The sequence below is a fragment of the Amycolatopsis sp. NPDC004368 genome (genome assembly GCF_053602515.1).
The window spans coordinates 323,193-338,365 of record NZ_JBSGDT010000001.1; the positions used below are offsets into that span (position 1 = coordinate 323,193).

General features: G+C 65.3%; 14 protein-coding genes. 7 read left to right on the forward strand and 7 right to left on the reverse strand.

Annotated elements, in window-relative coordinates; genetic code table 11:
- Nucleotides 1–14 precede the first annotated feature (14 nt).
- The 4 genes from ACWEOE_RS01495 (at nucleotide 15) to ACWEOE_RS01510 (ending at nucleotide 4,204) form a co-directional block, all read left to right on the forward strand.
- Nucleotides 15–1,955, forward strand: a complete 1,941-nt coding sequence (locus ACWEOE_RS01495) for an ABC transporter ATP-binding protein (protein WP_452003324.1) — start codon at nucleotides 15–17, stop codon at nucleotides 1,953–1,955.
- Between the two features lie 35 nt (nucleotides 1,956–1,990).
- Entirely contained in the window at nucleotides 1,991–3,169 is a 1,179-nt protein-coding gene (locus tag ACWEOE_RS01500; protein ID WP_452002313.1) for a hypothetical protein, read from the forward strand.
- A gap of 86 nt (nucleotides 3,170–3,255) precedes the next feature.
- Nucleotides 3,256–3,681, forward strand: coding sequence for a DNA topology modulation protein FlaR (locus tag ACWEOE_RS01505; protein ID WP_452002316.1), 426 nt, complete (start codon nucleotides 3,256–3,258; stop codon nucleotides 3,679–3,681).
- Nucleotides 3,682–3,739: 58 nt separating this feature from the next.
- Nucleotides 3,740–4,204: an FxsA family protein gene (locus tag ACWEOE_RS01510; protein ID WP_452002319.1), complete on the forward strand. Its 465-nt coding sequence runs from the start codon at nucleotides 3,740–3,742 to the stop codon at nucleotides 4,202–4,204.
- 92 nt (nucleotides 4,205–4,296) lie between these two features.
- Here the strand turns inward: ACWEOE_RS01510 and ACWEOE_RS01515 are convergent, their stop codons facing one another.
- On the reverse strand, nucleotides 4,297–4,719 hold the full coding sequence (locus tag ACWEOE_RS01515) for a very short patch repair endonuclease (protein ID WP_452002322.1): 423 nt from the start codon (nucleotides 4,717–4,719) through the stop codon (nucleotides 4,297–4,299).
- A 112-nt stretch (nucleotides 4,720–4,831) separates the two neighbouring features.
- On the opposite strand from ACWEOE_RS01515, the gene ACWEOE_RS01520 reads away from it, so the two are divergent.
- Entirely contained in the window at nucleotides 4,832–6,259 is a 1,428-nt protein-coding gene (locus ACWEOE_RS01520; protein WP_452002325.1) for a DNA cytosine methyltransferase, read from the forward strand.
- A 1-nt stretch (nucleotide 6,260) separates the two neighbouring features.
- On the opposite strand, the gene ACWEOE_RS01525 is transcribed toward ACWEOE_RS01520, so the two are convergent.
- From ACWEOE_RS01525 to ACWEOE_RS01535, 3 genes are all read right to left on the reverse strand, one after another.
- Nucleotides 6,261–8,075 carry a DEAD/DEAH box helicase gene (locus tag ACWEOE_RS01525; RefSeq protein ID WP_452002328.1) on the reverse strand — a complete coding sequence of 605 codons (1,815 nt, stop codon included), beginning with the start codon at nucleotides 8,073–8,075 and terminating at the stop codon, nucleotides 6,261–6,263.
- Nucleotides 8,072–9,478 carry a transcriptional regulator gene (locus ACWEOE_RS01530; protein WP_452002331.1) on the reverse strand — a complete coding sequence of 469 codons (1,407 nt, stop codon included), beginning with the start codon at nucleotides 9,476–9,478 and terminating at the stop codon, nucleotides 8,072–8,074. Before ACWEOE_RS01530 ends, ACWEOE_RS01525 begins: the two co-directional genes overlap by 4 nt.
- Nucleotides 9,479–9,544: 66 nt before the next feature.
- Nucleotides 9,545–10,189, reverse strand: a complete 645-nt coding sequence (locus ACWEOE_RS01535) for a hypothetical protein (protein ID WP_452002333.1) — start codon at nucleotides 10,187–10,189, stop codon at nucleotides 9,545–9,547.
- A 1,041-nt stretch (nucleotides 10,190–11,230) separates the two neighbouring features.
- On the opposite strand from ACWEOE_RS01535, the gene ACWEOE_RS01540 reads away from it, so the two are divergent.
- Nucleotides 11,231–11,650: a hypothetical protein gene (locus ACWEOE_RS01540; protein WP_452002336.1), complete on the forward strand. Its 420-nt coding sequence runs from the start codon at nucleotides 11,231–11,233 to the stop codon at nucleotides 11,648–11,650.
- A gap of 691 nt (nucleotides 11,651–12,341) precedes the next feature.
- Here the strand turns inward: ACWEOE_RS01540 and ACWEOE_RS01545 are convergent.
- Nucleotides 12,342–12,938, reverse strand: a complete 597-nt coding sequence (locus ACWEOE_RS01545; protein ID WP_452002339.1) for an SCP2 sterol-binding domain-containing protein — start codon at nucleotides 12,936–12,938, stop codon at nucleotides 12,342–12,344.
- 19 nt (nucleotides 12,939–12,957) lie between these two features.
- Nucleotides 12,958–13,569: an SCP2 sterol-binding domain-containing protein gene (locus ACWEOE_RS01550; RefSeq protein WP_452002342.1), complete on the reverse strand. Its 612-nt coding sequence runs from the start codon at nucleotides 13,567–13,569 to the stop codon at nucleotides 12,958–12,960.
- 117 nt (nucleotides 13,570–13,686) lie between these two features.
- Here ACWEOE_RS01550 and ACWEOE_RS01555 point away from each other — a divergent pair, with 117 nt between their 5' ends.
- Nucleotides 13,687–14,346: a TetR/AcrR family transcriptional regulator gene (locus ACWEOE_RS01555; protein ID WP_452002344.1), complete on the forward strand. Its 660-nt coding sequence runs from the start codon at nucleotides 13,687–13,689 to the stop codon at nucleotides 14,344–14,346.
- On the opposite strand, the gene ACWEOE_RS01560 is transcribed toward ACWEOE_RS01555, so the two are convergent.
- Nucleotides 14,335–15,171: a MaoC family dehydratase gene (locus tag ACWEOE_RS01560; protein ID WP_452002347.1), complete on the reverse strand. Its 837-nt coding sequence runs from the start codon at nucleotides 15,169–15,171 to the stop codon at nucleotides 14,335–14,337. The two genes, ACWEOE_RS01555 and ACWEOE_RS01560, sit on opposite strands and share 12 nt — an antisense overlap.
- Between the last annotated feature and the right edge of the window lie 2 nt (nucleotides 15,172–15,173).

Consider the following 15,173-nt stretch of genomic DNA (forward strand, 5'->3'; position numbering starts at 1 on the left):
GCGAGGCCGCCACGATGCGGGGCTTCGGCCGGCGCGGCCGGCGGCCGGCACAGACCGTGCCCGACAGCGGCCTCACCGGTCCCGTCGACATCCCGGAACCGAAGCAGCCCGAGCAGCCCAAGGACTTGAAGTCGCGGTTCGGGCGGATGAAGACCTCGGTGTCCGGCACCGTGCGCGGTCTGCCCAAGGTAGCCCGGCTCACGTGGCAGGCCAGCCCGACGTTGACGATCCTGCTGGCCCTGGTCACGCTGCTGTCCGGCCTCCTGCCGACGGCCACCGCGTACATCGCGAAACTCCTGCTCGACTCCGTGGTCGCGGCCATCCAGCACCAGGGCACAGTGGGCGACATCGTGCGGATCACGCTGTTCCAGTTCGGCGTGCTGGCGGCGACCGCGATCAGCAGCGCGATCACGTCGATCGCGCAGTCGCTGCTGCAGGAACGCATGACACTGACCATCCGCCACCAGGTGATGGACCACGCCAGCAAGCTGCAACTGGCGTACTTCGAGGGCTCGGCGTCGTACGACATGCTGCGCCAGGCCGCGCAGGAAGCGCCGACGCGGCCGTTGTCGATGATGACGTCGGCGCTGGGTCTGGTGCGCACGGCGATCACGTTCGGCAGCATGATCGCGCTGCTGGTGTCGATCAGCCCCCTGCTGGCGCTGGTGGCGCTGCTCGCGCCGATCCCGGCGTTCATCTCGCAGTCGAAGTACGGGTCGCGCGCGTTCTGGCTGACGTTCATGATGTCGCCGATCAAGCGGCGGATGGATTACCTGTCCTCGCTGGTCACCACGGACACGTACGCCAAGGAGACCAAGCTCTTCGGCCTCGGGCCGTACTTCGTGGAGCGCTTCCGGGCGCTCGGCGTGGTGTCCTACGACCGGCAGCGAAAGCTTACGGTGCGGCGCAACGTGAGCTCGACGTCCTGGGGACTGCTGTCCACTTTGGCGGGTTCGGCCATCGCGCTGTACATCGCTCTGGAGGCCGTCGGCGGCCGGCTGACCTTGGGCGACCTGGCCCTGTACACGGCCGCGGCGACCTCGGTGCAGGCGTCGGTTTCGGGTCTGTTCACGGCGTTTTCGGGGATGTACGAGAACAACCTGTACCTGGACACGTTGTACCGGTTCCTGGACACCTCGCCGGAGATCGTGGCGCCCGCGTCGCCGCGGCCTCTGCCGTCCACTGTGGATGGTCACATCCGGTTCGAGTCGGTGAGCTTCAGTTATCCCGGCGCCGAGGAACCCGCGCTGGACGGCGTGACGTTCGAGATCCGGCCTGGCGAGACGGTGGCCGTGGTCGGCCGCAACGGTGCCGGCAAGTCGACGTTGTTCAAGCTCCTGTGCCGGCTCTACGACCCCACGGCGGGCCGCATCCTGCTCGACGGCGTGGACATCCGTTCGTACGACCCGGACGAGCTGCGCACCCAGATCAGTGCCATGTTCCAGGACTACGTGACCTACCAGGGCACCGCCGCCGAGAACATCGGCCTCGGCGACCTCGCGCGGTTGGAGGACCGTCCGCACATCGTCGACTCCGCCCGCCGCGCCGGCGCCGACGAGCGCATCGAACGCCTGCCCTCCGGGTACGACTCGCCGTTGGGCCGGTGGTTCGACCAGGGCGTGTCGCTCTCGGGTGGTGAGTGGCAGAAGATCGCGCTGGCCCGGGCTTTCCAGCGGGAGGGGCCCATCCTGATCCTGGACGAACCGACGTCGGCTCTTGACGCCCAGGCTGAGCACGACCTGTTCGCGCGCCTGCGGTCGCTGGCCGCGGGGCGCACGACGTTGTACATCTCGCACCGGTTCTCGACGGTTCGGCAGGCTGAGCGGATTCTGCTGCTGGAACACGGGAAGGTGGCGGAGTACGGCACCCACGAGGAGCTGATGGCGGCTCGGGGTGGGTACGCGGAGCTGTTCACGCTGCAGGCGCGGGCGTATCTGGACGAGCTTCCCGACTGAGTTGGCGTCGCTCGATGTGGAGGGGAGCTCGGACCGTGAAGCGCCCTGACCTGGTGCTCTGCTGGTTCATCGTGGCGGGCGTGGTCCTGTCGCCGCTGTACAACACGGCGCTGGTGCGGTCACAGCTGCTCGGCGACGCGCCGGTGGGGCCGTCCGGCAGCGTGGCTGTGCTGTGCGCCGGGCTGGCACTCGCTTGGCGCGCGACGCTGCGGCGCGGCCACCTGCGCGCCGACCCGGCCACACTGACCTGGGCGGACTTCGACGGCCGCCGCCCACGGGTGCTCACGCGGCGCCTGCTGGGCGGCTGGGCCGTGCGGTTCGCCGTGGTGGGGTACTTCTTCGTGGTCGCCGGGGTGCTCATCGGGTTTCCGTCGGGTCAGGCGGTTTTTCTGTACGTCGCCGTCGCGGCCCTGGCGCTCGTGATGGCCCGGCGGCCCGCGCTTCGCGGTGAGGCGGTGCTCCCGCTCGTGCCGGCGGTGCTCGGCGCGTTCCCGGTTGGTCCACTGTGGATTTTCGCGGTGGTGGCTCTTGGTGCCGCAGTGGTGTTGGCGTGGACCCCACCTGCCGCTTCGACGGTGTCACGCTCGGAGCTGGTGTGGGCGTTTGGCTCTCGGCTGGCTGCACGTACTGCCACGGCGTTCCTCGACGTCTGGGCGCTGCTGCCCGCCGGCCGCCCGGTGCCGTGGATGGCGTTGGGCCGTCCCGCTGCGTTGCGTTACGTCGTGGCGGGGGCGCTCGCACGCCGTCACGCGCTGGGGTTGCCGGTGTTCCTCGCGCTCGCCGTGACCGCGGTGCACACGACGTTCCCCGCGCTGTCCTCCGTCTGGCTGCTCGGTCTCGGCGGATACCTGGCCCTGCTGCCCTTCGCGGCGCCTCTCGCGCAGCTGCACCGCGTGCCGGCGCTGCGCCGCTGGCTCACCACGTCCGAACCCCGGCTACGGCTGGCGACGGCGTCGGTGCTGGTCGTTTTGGCCGCCGTCTGGACTTTCGCGGTGATCCTGCTGGGCGTGCCGGTGTCGCTCGGGTCGCTGGTCGCGGTGCTGGTGGCCGCGTACGCCGTGGTCCGCTCCGTCACCCGCGGCCCGGTTGATTTCGGCGCGATGAACCTCGTGCTGTACGAGGGCGTCCTCATCCCGACGGGCCTCGTGCGACAGCTCGCGCGCGGCCCGGACCTGCTGATAATCGGGCTGCTTCTCTGCGGGCTGCTGCCCTAGGGTCGTCGCTTGTGAACCGGCGTGTTGTTGTGTTGGGCCCTTCCGGCAGCGGCAAATCCACCTTGGCCCGACGGCTCGGTGGTCGGTTGGGAGTCCCCGTCACCCACCTGGACTGCCTGTACTGGCGCCCCGGCTGGGTGCCGGCGCCCGCCCCGGAATTCCGCGCCGCGGTTTCGGCTGCGGTGGCTACTGACGGCTGGGTCATCGACGGCAACTACAGCTCGACGCTCGACCTCCGCCTGCCCCTGGCCGACACGGTGGTCTACCTCGACGTGCCCCGCACCACCAGCCTGCGCCGGGTCGTGCTGCGCCACCTGCGCGAACGCGGCCGCGGCACGCAGGCGCCGGGGTGCGTGTCGAAGCTCGATCGGGATTTTGTGAGGTGGATCTGGAACTGGCCGCGGACACACCGGGACGGCCTGCTGGCTGCGGTGCGTTTCGGCTCGCCGCAGGCTCGGCAGTACATGCTCGGGAGTCGCGCTGAGGTGGCGGCTTTTCTGGTCGGGGGGTGAGGGGCGGGGTCGGGGTCGGGGTCGGGAGAAAATCGGACAGCTCGTGCGTTGAGAGGGTATGGCTGTCGCGTTCCTGCTCTACGTCATCGCCGAGATCGCCGCGATCTGGGCCGTGGGCTCCCTGGTGGGCGTCCTCGGCACGATCGGGCTCCTCATCGCGGGCGCCTTCGTCGGCTCCTGGCTCGCCCGCCGCGAGGGCGCCAAAGCCATGCGCGCCTTCGTCGCCAAGGCCCAATCCGGCCGCCCCGCCGACAAGGAACTCACCGACGGCATGCTCGTCGCTTTCGGTGGCATCCTGATCATGGTGCCAGGGTTCGTGAGTGACCTACTGGGGCTGTTCGTGCTGCTCCCGCCGTCGCGTGCACTGGTGCGGCGGTGGTGGCTGCGTCGGGCTGAGAAGCGGGCTATCCGGTTCGCCAACACCCGACGCGGTCCGGTGATGGTGGTGGATAGTGAGGTTGTGGCGGAGGATCCGCAGCCGAAGCAGCATCCGGTGATAGAGGGGCGGATCGTCGAGGGTTAGGCAGAACGAGCTGAACGTGGGGTGAACAACACACCTCTCCACGTTCCTGGCAAGAACGTGTTGCACAGCCTAAGCTCGAACGCGTGTTCGCCCTAGGAGATCACGCTCTCAACAGCCGAGACCGCCTCGGCCAGCGTGACATGCTCCCAAACGCGAACGACCTGCCAGCCTGCCGCGCGGAGCGCATCAGTCACCAAACGATCTCGCTCCATGTTCCGCCGCAGCTTCGGCGTCCAGTACCACTCGTTGCTCGTAGGCTGACGGCCGTGCTCCGGGCAGACATGCCAGAAGCACCCATCGACGAATACCGCGACCTTCCGAGCCGTGAAAACGATGTCGGGCCTCACACGGACCTCGTCGAGCACGATAGGCAAGTCCTTGCGATACCGGTAACCGAGCCGATGCAGCTCTTTGCGCAGCGTGACCTCGGGCTTGGTGTCGGTTCGCCGGTTCGCCCGCATGTTGCGGGATCGCCCTTCGCTGGACGCCGCCGGGTAGCGCAGCTGGCGGGCCATCTCACTTGGACCTTTGCCTTGTTCAGTCATGCAGCGGGGACCTCGAAGGTGCACTCATGAGGCCAGATAGTCTCAAGCAACGCTCCGCGCCGCCACCCTTGAAGGGACGACCATGACCAGCACCCCCGAAGATCAGGCCTTCGAGGTTGTTGAGATCTGCGCCGGTGCGGGCGGGCAAGCACTGGGCTTGGAGAAGGCTGGATTCGAGCACCGGCTAGCTGTTGAGCTGGACCCAAACGCGTTCAAAACCCTGAAGACAAATCTGGAGAAAATCAGAGCGTGCAAGGATGCAGTTCGACGAAAGAACAGTGGTCAAGAGGCAGAACTTCAGAAAAATAAGCACCAGCTGGCGCTTGACTTCAACGACGAGGGCACACCCGAAAAGGTTACACAGGATTTTGTACGCCTCGGCGATGTCGCAGACCCCGCCGTCTTCAATCCAGCAAAGTACGAAGGCATCGCTCTCTTCGCGGGCGGCGTCCCATGTCCTCCTTTTACCATCGCCGGTAAGCAGCTCGGCGCCAGTGACGAACGCGATCTCTTCGCATGGGCAATCGAACAAGTTGGAAAAATTAAACCACGAGCACTTCTCCTCGAGAACGTTCGCGGATTGAGCCTCCCGCGATTCGCTGGGTATCGGCAACATGTTCTGGATCACCTTATTGATCTTGGCTACGCAGCCGAATGGCGACTGCTCAACGCGTCAGACTTCGGTGTTCCTCAACTTCGCCCTCGATTCGTTCTCGTCGCGATGAAGCCTGAAGATATGGCGTACTTTTCATGGCCTGAGCCAACAAACAAGGCCGCAACAGTTGGCGATACAATCTTCAAGCTGATGAAGGCTGGAGGCTGGCCTCAGGCCAAGGATTGGAAAAAGTACGCCGACAAGATTGCACCCACCATCGTCGGAGGCTCAAAAAAGCATGGCGGAGCCGACCTGGGACCAACTCGCGCCAAACGTGCGTGGCGCGAGTTATGCGTCGACGCAATGGGTTTGGCCAATACGCCACCCGGACCAGACGACGAATACGCGCTCGAGAACGGCGAAGGCCCGAAACTAACCAACGAAATGGTAGCTCAAATTCAGGGATGGCTACCTGGTTACGTTTCGGGTTGGCTTGAGGGTTTCAAATGGGAATTCACCGGCCTCAAGACTTCCAGGTACCGCCAGATTGGAAATGCGTTCCCGCCGCCCGTTGCGGAAGCGATCGGGCGTTCCATTCTGAGCGCGTTGAAACATGAGACGAAGAACCCCGCGAACCGGGAAATGACTCCCCACGATCCCGTGTACCGAATTCTGCGCGACCGTACGGGCGAGTTCATTTCAACTGAAGAGCTGATCGAAAAGGCTGGGCTAGATGTCGGCGTTGCCGACCTGGAACGACGCATAACGCTCCTCAAGCGGGATTTCGTGGTTGAGGAGGAATCTGATGTCAGCGGAGCTCTGAGGTACTGCCTGGGCGAGTTCAAAGCGTTCGTAGGCCAGGAGGACCACGAACGTCACGTCAAGTTCGAACAGAACCGCGCCAAGATCAGCTGACTCACTTCATGAGGTGCTTCAGCAGAGCGTCGATGTCTGCTGAGTCCATGCCGGCGACAGCCGACGGCTCGTCGTCGGGATCACCCAGCTTTTGAACTCCGGAATCGTCGAGGATCCGGCCCATGAACTCCAGCTTCTCGTTGAGGCGCATGGCGACGACCTCGTCGATCGTGCCCTGGGTGGCGAGGACGGTGACGTTGGTTTCCGTCCCGGGTGCGAGGCCGAGGCGGTGGATCCGGTCGAGGCTCTGCAGAAAGCGCCCCGCCTGGAAATCACGGTCGACGTAGACCGCGTCGTGGCACACCTGGTGCAGGCTGATGCCTTCTCCCAGCGTCGCCGGGTTCGAGATCAGGACCTGGCATGCGGGATCTTCTCGGAAACGATCGATCTCCTCCTGACGATCAGGGGTGCCTCCGTGTACGACCGCCGGCTCGAACCCCTCGAGAAGCCGTTGCAAAGTGCTGATGCTCCGTACGAAGCTGGCCCAGATCAAGGTCTTCCGTCCGCGCGAAGCGTTCTCCGCGACGATCGCGAGAGCTTCCTGGTACTTCGGCGGGATCTCATACTCGCCGAGTGAGCCGAGGAGGTCGTACAGCGGATCTCCCTGCGGCACTTCCAGCGGTGGCACCTGCAGGGACATCGGCTCGTAACGGGATGCACCGGCCGCGAGCAACGCCGGGCTGGTCGCGGCCATGATCAGCCTGAGAACGGTCCGGCCGAGAGCGTCGAAATCAGACCTGCTCCGCTCCGCACGAGGCGTGAACTGACCAACGATCGCGTCGTAGATTTCTCGGTGCAGCCTCGGCATCTCGACCGTGCGGACCCGCAGGCTGACGGGAGGTAGCCCCAGTTCTTGTTTCGTCGTGCGGGTATACAACGGCTTGAGCACTCGGCTCGCATGGCTGAGGTCACCGCCCTCCACTGCTTGGTTGACCACTCGCCGGCCGCGGCCCGGCCACACGAACGAAAGCAGGCTCTCCAGATCACGTGCACCGTTGGGCGCCGGCGTTCCGGTGAGGATCATCCGCGCCTCACTGAGGGGCGCGAGGGACATGCACGCCATGCCGTAAACACCGGCCGTACCGAGCTTCATGCGATGCGCCTCGTCAAGAACCATGAGGGCTGGCCCGGCGCTGAGCCATCCAGCAAGCAGCTCGAGCGAACGACCCAGCCGCTCGTAGTTGACGATCACGAGGTCGGCCGTTTTGAAGCCACGGCTACCGACGAACTTGACCGTGAGGTCCTCGCCGAAGCACTCATAGCTTTCGTCGATCCACGCTTCATACGCAGACTTCGGACTGACAACGAGGATGCGTTCGACCACGGCCTTCTTCCGTAGTGCAGAGAAGACCGCAAGTGCCACACGGGTCTTACCCGCGCCCGGAACGCTGAAATTCGCACCGTGCCTGAGTGTCAGGAGTTTCGCGATATCACGGCGCTGGAACTCGGTCAGGTTCGCAGTCCACCCGTCGTCGAGCAGGTCAGAGACATCATCTGCCGCCACGACCGAGTCGTCCGCAGCCCCGTCGAGAATCCGCTGTGTGCGTTCCGCATCCTGGAGCATCTCCGTGACCCTGATGCGGAAGCTGTCTTCCCAGACAACCGACGCGGGGTCAGGCCAGGTAGCGAGCTCTTCGAGCCCCCCGAGGAACTCGTCGATCGGAACGGCCGCGGCCAACCGATCGACCAGCCGTCCGTTGGGGAAGCGCGCCATCAGGCTGGACAGGGACTCCCTGTACTGCTCGGCCGCGCGCAGCTCAGCTCGCGTCCTGGTCTGGTCAAATCCGAGGTGCAGACTGGTCGGGGACGCGCTCAACCTTCCACACCCGACCTCTGCACCACATCGCGAAGCCAGTCAACGCCGGCACCGGGAGCTTTGACCGTGCGCGAGCTCTCTGATGCGAGTCTCCGAAGCACCTTCTTCAGTTTCAACAACGCGTCGTCGAAGGCCTCCTCGTCTAGTGAACTCGAGGCCCGTGACATGACCAGTTCGGTAGCGCACTGATCGAGTTGGTCCACCGCCGAGAATACTCTGTCCGGCGCAGCCTGCTTCTTCTTCTGGAGCTTCGTTTCCTTGCCAGCCAAGTCGAGTGCCACCGCCATCGATTCATGAACCTGCTTAAGCACTACGGACTCCTGGTTGGGCACAAGCTGACTTTCAGCCTTCGCCTTGAGCACCTTGTCCGTGATCGCACGCGCACGGGCGGCGTCGTCCGACCCTGACTTAACCGCCATACCCAGCCCCGGGATCTGGACATCCGGGGTCGGGTCATCGGGAATGAATCCGGCCGGCAGTTTGGGGATCAAGTACCGGCTCAGGAACTCGGGCGAGTCGATCCAGCGCACGTCGGTCTTGGAGAACCCGAGCGCGATCGCGGCGAGACGGGCCTCCTTAACTGCTTCAGCGCCATCTGGCCGCGTTGCCATGTCCTTCTGGTACCGCCGAGCAAGCTCCCGAAGCTTCTCCTGGTCTTCTTCGAAGTCGATGAGCCGGACGCGGTGCCCGTTGACATCGCTCCGCTCAATCATCGACTTGATCGCCGAGTACACCCAGTAGTCCTGTTCACATGCCGGCACCGTGCTCCGGAAAGTCTGGGCGACGACCGACATGGGAGTGCCTTGGCTGACGAGCTCGTCGATGGCGAGCAGCCGGTTGATGTACGAGTAAGCCCGCCGGTGCTCCTTCCTGAGCTGCAAGGACAGCTCAATGTCCCGCACGTCAGTCCAGTCGGAGGTCGCCGGCAACACCGCGACGCGCATCGTCGCCTCAGGTCCTTCGAGCTGGAGCAAGGCGGCACGGCGCGTGTTGCCGTTGACGAGCACACCATCGACTGTGGTCAGCCCGGGTTCGGTTTGCCCGTAGTCCTTGAGGCTCCCCATCAACTCGTCGAAGGCTGGATCCGTCTCGTGCGGGTTGGCAGGCTTCACCTTCAACAGCCTGTCGAGGTACTGCTGGCTTTCGAACGACCACGGATCTTCGTCCACGAGGCGGTCGAGCCGCGGATCATGGCTGCGCTGAGCCCGGATCCGGTGTGTCGCCGGGTTGTAGTAGAGATCGCCGACGCGGACTTCGATCACGTCGAGATGGACTTGGTTACGCCGCAGTTCAACGGTCTGCGTCTCTTTTACGCCAGCAACAGACGCAACCTCGCCCAGCCGCCGCTCGATGAAGGCGCGGTTCTGCTCAGCCCGCGGCGGTCGCCCGTAATCCTTGATCATCACCACTCCTGCGTGAACGACAGCTGCTTCGCCCAGGAACGATATCCCCGGAGCCGGTCAGACACTTCAGCTCAACCCGATCGCGTCGCGCACGGCGGCGCGCGCGTCGGCCGGCAGCGCCTTGTACTCAGCCCAGACACGCTCAACGTCGCGGAAATTCCGCTCGCCAAGCTCCACCCACTTCGCGAGGACGCTTTGGTCAGCTGTGCTCAGTCGCCCTGCGCGCTCCGCCACCTGGTCTGCCCCGGCGACGAGATCCCGCGCTCCCAATCGGCACCGTCGGCACTCAGCCACGGGCAGCACGGGAACGGTCCCGTCCGGAAGCCGGACCTTGCGCCGAGCGATGTCGAGCTGTACAGGTTCTTCCGTGTCTTCGTAGACATCGCCGGGGGCTAGACCACACGACCGGCACATTCCGCCGTCCCGCGTGATGATCTCGCGCCGCTCCCCAGCTCCGATCGCAGGTGCGTGCGCCGGCCTGGAGCTCACACCCTTCTCCCACACCGGCTGACCACGCTCGACGAAGCGGTGCTCTGCGGAGCTCAGGCTGAGATCTTCCCGGTTGGTGTCGATCTTCCACCCGAACGCCCGGAGATCACGCATCCGCCGGTCGATCTGGGAGACACCAGGAAACGCCTGACGCAGAGCTTCCTTGGTGAACTGGTTCCCCTCGCCGACTTCGGAAACCAGCCACAGGGCAACCCTCCGCATGGTCCCCAGGTTGCCGTCTCGCCATGAAGGCAGCATGTCGTCCCCCTCTAACTCTCGGTTGTCTTCTGATCGGCCATCTTCGGATGGACCACTGAACTTGCTCGACCGAAATCAGTTCTACCACGCAAGGCAGCCTCACGCCTTAAATTTACCGAGGAATTCCCGCAATAACCCAGAACTGCAATAACCAATTGTCTCAATAATCAACTATTATTGCGACAGACTCAGAGCTAAAATCAGGAGTTTGCTTTTGCCAACGTTCGATAACCGAACTCATGCGCGCATTGCGAACGTCGCAAAACGGTCAGAACATGACAGAACCAGCAAGTAGGCGTTGCCGGTTCCGCACCCGACAAGTTCCTCACTGCGGCCCCCTACTGCCTCCACCTCGGACAACACCGCAAACCTCATACCGCACGCCGCGAAGCAGCTTCTCCTCGCGTACGCAGTTGCGGTACGATGCCAAGATCAATTCACAAGATGGCGACGAGACGCGCAATGAGGAGGCATTGACAACTCCAAGATCCCCGCACCCTAATTGCGTTGATGCTTCTAATTAACGACGCGTCAACAATCTGCCCAACCATCCATGGCCGATCTTCATCAGATGGTCCGGCCACTTCTTTGCGCCCAAAACTAGCCTAACAGCCTGTCGAGAAACTCTTGCTGCACAACAACTTGCGACACTGCAACTCGCAGTGCAACAGGATCAGCCAGCGCGAGGGCCAGCTAACGCGGTCGCTTCACGAAGGCACATTGGGAGGATCTATGCCAGCACTAGGGCAGGTCGGAAGATGTCGTAGGCGGACCGCCTCGCCGGAAGCAGCGAAGCTGGCCGCCACCCTCAATGAGCTGTACCACTACCTACCGGGTCAGAGCATGGTCCGTAACGCAGCCGACTTGCACGTTTCCCAGCCAACCCTTTCGCAATACCTCAATGCGCGGAGAGTGCCGGGTGACACCTTCCTCGTCGCGATGCACAAGAGGGCATCGGAAGAAGCGCGCAGGTCTGGGCGGCGGGTTCCGTGTTCCGTTGATGACGTGCTGATGCAGCGTGCATCAGTACGTGCGCGCTCACGGCGCACGAGCAGCCTGCAGGGTGCGCAACACCATACTCTGAAAGTCGCCGAGGAGCATCGGAAAGGAAAATCCGCAGGAGTTTCTGACCGGCGCAACAGCGAGACCGATGGCAACAGGGACCGGCGCAACGGAAACCGTGGCGACAGGCGGCCGGAGGCCGTCCTCTCGCAAGCGCAGGATCAGCTAACAGGGGACGCCAACAAAGACGTGGACGTCGCCGGGGTACTCGCCGCAGCGGCTGCGCAGCTGCACAAAGGTGATCACGCCGCCGTGCAGGGTCTGATCGACAGTCTCGCGGCGTTGCTCGCCGACGCTCCACCCTACGCGCCAGCTGCCATTTGCGCTGGTGACCGGTCCAGAGTTGCGGATACCTGCGTGTAGCCCCGCGAGTGCGTCACGCAACTGATCAGCTGCCGCCTACCGACGACAGTTACAGCGAGTGAGATTGCCCACCAGCGACATGCCACCAAGGAGCCACGCCCGTAACGTGAGTCACTTTTCAAACCGTGCTGCTCAAACCCGTGCTGCTCAAACCGCGATGTCCAGGCCGCGCTGCTCCAAAGTGCGCGGCTGGCGTTGCGATCACAGCCGACGGAGCTCGCCAAGAGGAGCGTTCGCGTAGTTCTTTGCCAGGGAGTGTTCAGGAGGACGTTCGAGAAGGGGCCGATCCGGACCAGCCGGCAGGCTAGTACCAGGTCGGCCCTTTCTCTTCAGTCCATCGCCCGAATCATCCGAACGGCGACGACTTTATGGTCAAGTGTGGGCGCGTCCTGGCGCGGCAGCGGGAATCGTCGGCGCGGCTGTGCCCTACTACCCACAGTTACGCCTTCAGCCGGCGAACCGCCGACTGGATCCTTTTTGGCTCGACAGAGCACAGACGGTCGCGGCGGATCCGTGGTTTCAGGTGCTGATCGGCATGGTCAAGGTGACCGTCCAGTTTTGGCCCACGATCGACGCTGTTCTCCGCCTGCGCGGCTAGGGAATGGCGCATCGCACCTGCGACCGCGCACGGTCAACACGTGCAGTGCGCCAGCCAGCGGTGCAGCCGGCTGCAACTTGCCAATCGCGCTGGCTACTCGCCAGCTGACGGCTTCGGGATGTCGAAGTAGCTCGAAAACCGCACCGCCGGCGCGTACTCGCCCTTCACCTTCACCCGGCCCGTCACGAACATCGCCGCGGGGGCCGAGGCGCCGGTGGCCATGCGGATGAAGTCGTCGACCGAGAGGGTGAGGGTGGTGTCCGGGGCGCGGGAGAGGTCGGTGCTCGAGACGCACGCGCCGGATTCGATGACGGTTTGGAAGCGGTCGTAGCCGTCCTCTCCGTCGCCTCCGGTGAAGCGCCAGGAGACGACGAAGTCGACGTGGCGGGCGCGGTCGGGGCGGAAGTGTTCGGACATGCGGCGGAAGATCTCGTCGAGGAACACCGCGCGGAGGTCGGGGTGGTCGGCGAGGGCCTTGAGCTGGTCGCGGGACGCGCGGTTGACGACGTCGACCAGGGACTGCGTGGTCAGGGAGCTGAGCTCGATGCCGGCGCCCGCGGTGCCGAGCATGTGCAGGGTTTCCAGGACCTGCACGAACTGCGCGGGCGTGAGCTTGCCGACCTCGAGTTGGCGGGCGAAACCGTTGACCGCGTGCCCCTCGGTGGACTGCGGACGCGGAAATCGGGACACGGCAAGGGAGTCTAACTGCTCAGACGGGCTTCGGGAGGTCGAAGAAACCGATCAAGCCGGCCGCGAAGGCGAGGTCACCTTTCACCTTGATCTTGCCCGTCACGAACAGCACCGCGGGGGTTGCCTGGTGGGTGATGAGGCGGAAGAAGTCGACCGGGGCGAGGGTGACCGTCACGCGTGGGCGGCCCTGCGTCGTCCGCGAGACGGTGCAGGCGCCGCCGGAGATGGTGGTGGCGTAGCGGTCGTAGCCGCCGGGGCCGGTGCCGCCGGAGAGGCGCCAGTGGATGACTGCCTCCAGCGGGCGGTCGACGCGGAGGTGGGCGCCCATGCGGGCGAAGATCTCGTCGAGCAGGCGGTCACGCAAGTCCGGGGAGGCGACCACGGCCTCGAGCTGTGCCCGTGACGCGCGGGAGACCAGCGTCGCGAAGCGGGTGGGGTCGGCCCTGGCCAGGGAGAACGCCGGGGCGTCTTCGGAGAGGCGGATCAACGACTCGAGGAGGCGGCGGAAGTCGTCGCGGCCGAGGTCGCGGGGGTCGATGGCGTCGGCGACGGCGTTGACGTCGATGCCGTCGGGGGCGGTGCCGCCGAGGGCGTCGAGCAGCGCTGTGCCGCGCAAGCCGGCCAGGTCCATCGCGAAGCCCCTTCCGTGATCTTCCGGCAAAGGCTACTCACGAGTAGGTAAGCGGGCAAGCACGGGCAGGCCGCGGCGGCAGGTACCGTTTCCTGCTGGCGAGAGGGAGGTCGGAGAGTGCCGGACGAAGAACAACGCCCGCCGGAGCGGGCCCGGCGGCTGCCGCGCGCGGTGCGTGAGCGGCAGATCCTGGACGCGGCCGTGCGCGTGTTCTCCCGCCACGGCTACCACGCGGCCTCGATGGACGAGATCTCCGACGTCGCCGGCGTCTCCAAGCCGATGATCTACACCTACTTGGGTTCGAAGGAAGACCTCTTCGGCAAGAGCATCCAGCGCGAGGCGACCCGCCTGCTCGAGGCCATCCAGGCCGGCGTGCAGCCGGATCTGCCGCCGGACATGCAGCTTTGGCACGGGCTGCGGTCGTTCTACCGGTTCGTCGCGGAGTACCGCGAGTCCTGGACGGTGCTGCACCGCCAGGCGCTGACGGTCGGCGGCGCGTTCGCGGCCGAGATCACCGCGATGCGCGGCCGGGCGATCGAGCTGGTCGCCGCGCTCGTCGTGTCCGCGGGCACGCGCAAGGGCCTCGGGGACAAGGCGGAGTTCTCGGGCGCCGGGCTGGCCGCGGCGCTGGTCGGCGCGGCGGAATCGCTGGCCGATTGGGCGCTTGACCACCCGGAGATCTCGGACAGCGTGCTGGCGTCGTGGCTGATGAACCTGGTGTGGCTGGGGTTCAACGACCTCATCGAAGGTCAGGTCTGGAAGCCCTCAGAGAGCTGAGATCACGCCGTCCAGATGCGGCTTCGCCTTCCGCGCCTGCCACAGCTCGAACGCCCACCCCTCCTCCGTCGACCACGCGGTGAAGGCCGCGCGCGCCGGGAGGAGCACGGGTTGCTTGAAGCGCACCGCCACGGTGAACGCGGCGGGCAGCCGGCCCTCGAAGGAGGCCAGGGCGTGGGCCTTCGTCCACATGCCGTGGGCGATGGCGCGGGGGAAGCCGAACAGGCGGGCCGTGAGCGGGTGCAGGTGGATGGGGTTGCGGTCGCCCGAGACCTCGGCGTAGCGGCGGCCGATGTCGGCCGGCACGGACCACTCGGCGGTGGGCGTCGGGGGCACGAGGGTCGCGCGCGGGCGCGAAGGAGACGAACTTCCGCCGCGGCGCAGGTAGGTCGAGACCTCCGACCACGCGAGTTCCGTGCCCGCCCACAGTTCGCTCACCATGTCGAACTGGCGGCCCTTTTCGTGCGGCCGCAGGTTTTCCGCGCGCACCCGCACCGAAAACGTCTCGCTCAGGGACAATGGGCGACGCACAGTGATCGAGTTCGCGACGTGCACCAGACCGAGCAGCGGGAACGGGAAGCCGCGCTCCGTCATCAGCGCCATCTGCAGCCCGAACGCCAACATGTGCGGGTACGTCGCGGGCAGCTCGTCCGAGAACCGGAAGCCGCAGACCTGCGTGTATGCGGCGACGTGCGCGGCGGAGATCTCCACCGACGGACGCACGAGCTCCGTCGAAGGCAACGTCGAGCCGCCACCCCGACGCAAGAGCGCCTTCGGGTACAGGGTGGCCAGGTTGGGGGCGGCCGAAATCTCCCGGACGGACATCG